This window comes from Thermodesulfovibrionia bacterium (assembly GCA_030646035.1).
Classification (GTDB): domain Bacteria; phylum Nitrospirota; class Thermodesulfovibrionia; order UBA6902; family UBA6902; genus JACQZG01.
Genome location: JAUSMY010000034.1, coordinates 1 through 2,665, shown reverse-complemented (window position 1 = coordinate 2,665; position 2,665 = coordinate 1). Strand labels below are relative to the sequence as shown.

Sequence of the window (2,665 nt, the reverse complement as noted above, 5' to 3'; positions counted from 1 at the left end):
TCAACGCTGCAAGGGCTATCTTTGCCTTAAACTCTGCTGAATACCTCGTCCTTTTTGTCTTGCTCATCTTCAGGTTTCCTCCTTCGTTAATCGTATATTTTACACCTTATACGACTGTCCGAATTCCGGGGTCCACCTCTACGAACGTTCAAAGGATTTTACAGATGGCAGGAACTGGGAGAACATCGGAAACAGGATGAATATCTTTGCCATGATACCAGTCAGGGACAGGGTAGGACTTACCCTTACAGGAGAGGTCTTTCTGCAGAAGTTTAAAAAGATTGATGATACAGCAAGAAAGGACAGGACCTATAACAGTGCCGCAAGCCTTAAATGGCAGGCTAACGATGATGTAAGCCTGAACCTGCAATATTCTCATACCAGGGCTGACTCAAACGTCTCTCTTTACGACTATAAACGAAATATTTATACAACATCAGTTGAATATACATTTTAACGGGAGGCAAAATGAAACCAGACCATTTCTATAATAAAAATATCATGCAGGGCAAAAATAAGATCTTCTTTATTTTATTCCTTGTCTCTTTCACCCTCTCTCTTCTTGCAGCGGCCGTAGTTGCAGAGGCTGCTGAACCTGTCGGCAAGTTCAGCCAGGTTAACGGCAGGGTAGATGTCTTAAGAGGAGGAGAACTGCCGGCTATATCGGTCGTGGCAGGAGATGTTGTATTCATCAAGGATGCTGTAAGGACCAAGAGCGGTTCTTCCGCCCGTATCACTTTTAATGACGGCAATACACTGGCGCTTGAACAGAGGAGCAGAATTGACATAAGTGAATATTTCACGCCTGAAGCGGATCAAGGGATAATAAAACTCCAGAGGGGCAAGGTGACCGCGGTTGTCGCCAAGGACATTCTCAAAGATCTTGCAGGCGTCTCCGAAGGCAAGAAGTTTGAGATACATACACCGACGGCGGTTGCAGGTGTAAGAGGCACATGCTACGCGGTGTCTCATGTGAATAATAATACCTGGGTATTTTCCATAGACAAGCCTGAATGCCCTGATCCTGGCACTGTCTATGTCTATCAGATCGGTCAGGAACAGTATATGATGTATGTTCTGCCAGGCGAACTGCTGCCTGCCTTAGGCCAGGAGACTATAATCCCAATTGATCCGGTAAACCAGCTCTTCATCCTGGATCAGGACATTATCCCTTTCGATCCGCCCACGGGCAAACAGGGTGATTTTGAGAGGATAGATAACGGCGGTCAACCGGGCTGATATGGAGGCTATCATGAATATAACAGAAAGATCATTCAGGTTCTTAACATTGTTTTTTGTCTGTTTAATGATAGTTGGTGGCGGGAAGGCCTATGCAGCTGGAGATGTGTTAATTCTTGACACAACAGTATCAGGTGGTATTAACAGTCCTGAAGCGACTGAAGCTCAGAATCTTGGTTTAACGGTTGATGTTGTTAATGGTACTCAGTGGGGGGCAATGACGACTAATGATTTTGCTAACTATAAAGCCATTATCTTGGGCGATCCGACATGTGGTACCGATTCTTCCATAATTGCTTCTGCAGTAGCCAATTCTAATGTCTGGGGCCCTGCAATTACCGGAAATGTAATTATCATAGGGGCAGACCCGTCTTTCCATTACGGCAACGATAAGGCAGATATTCTTGTTAACAGAGGCATAGCTTTTGCTGTTGCTGAGTCTGGGAAGACAGGCGCATATATAACCCTCAGCTGTTATTATTATAACTCATCGAGCAATACTCCTGTTCCACTTCTTGATGCATTCAGTTCGGGGGGCTTCACTGTAAAGGGACTTGGTGGTCGCGACAGCGTTCATGTTGTAGCTGAACATCCTGCACTTGCTGGTCTGACTGATGCATCACTATCTAACTGGGGCGCTTCTACCCATGAAGCATTTGAGACTTGGCCTGGCGATTTTCTTGTGCTGGCTCTCGCAGTTGAATCAGAAGGAAATTTTACCGCGCCTGACGGAACGGTCGGAACCCCTTATATTATTGCACGTGGTGAGAGCCTTGTTGTAATCAGTGATGTAGATATATCTCCATTAATTGATACAAACCCTACAGGCACAAGACATTATTTAACAGCCACAGTAGTTGAAGATGATGTGCCTCAAGAGGGGGTAGAGGTTACTTTTGAAGTGATCAGCGGCCCGCATACTGGTGTGACAGGTCTGGTAACAACTGACAGTAATGGTCAGGCAACATTCTCATATGTCGGGACCACTGTCGGTGTTGATAAAATAGAGGCAAGATTTCTTGATTCTTCAGAGAGGATCCAGCGATCCACTCCTGCTACAAAGACATGGGAGGCAGGATGCAACGAGGCACTGACAATAATCAATGAGACGCTTCCATCAGCTCCTGTCGGGGTCAACTACAGTTATCAGCTTGATGTTACAGGCGGCGAGTCGTATACATGGAGCATTGTAAGCAAGATAGCTTCAGACGCGCTTATAGATGACCCTGACTATGCCCCGACGATTCTTGATGACCTGAGCATAGATGAGAATTCTGGAGTGCTTTCATGGAATCCGCTGCCGAGGATAACTGAGAACCCTGACCCTTTAAACCCCATCTATTATATTGATTTCACAGTTCAGGTAAATAGCGGTGAAGTGGATTGCGGCACAGCTACATACAGATACACAGACCCTGATGCTGTA

Annotated in this window: 4 protein-coding genes; all 4 read left to right on the top strand. The window is 45.7% G+C overall.

What is annotated here, in order from left to right; genetic code table 11:
- A partial coding sequence (locus Q7U10_05365; protein MDO8282040.1) for a hypothetical protein occupies nucleotides 1-200 on the top strand: 200 nt, incomplete at its 5' end.
- Between the two features lie 11 nt (nucleotides 201-211).
- Nucleotides 212-457: an outer membrane beta-barrel protein gene (locus Q7U10_05360; protein MDO8282039.1), complete on the top strand. Its 246-nt coding sequence runs from the start codon at nucleotides 212-214 to the stop codon at nucleotides 455-457.
- A gap of 11 nt (nucleotides 458-468) precedes the next feature.
- On the top strand, nucleotides 469-1,239 hold the full coding sequence (locus tag Q7U10_05355; protein MDO8282038.1) for a FecR family protein: 771 nt from the start codon (nucleotides 469-471) through the stop codon (nucleotides 1,237-1,239).
- Between the two features lie 13 nt (nucleotides 1,240-1,252).
- Nucleotides 1,253-2,665, top strand: a 1,413-nt coding sequence (locus Q7U10_05350; GenBank protein MDO8282037.1) for a hypothetical protein, incomplete at its 3' end; no start/stop codon positions are given.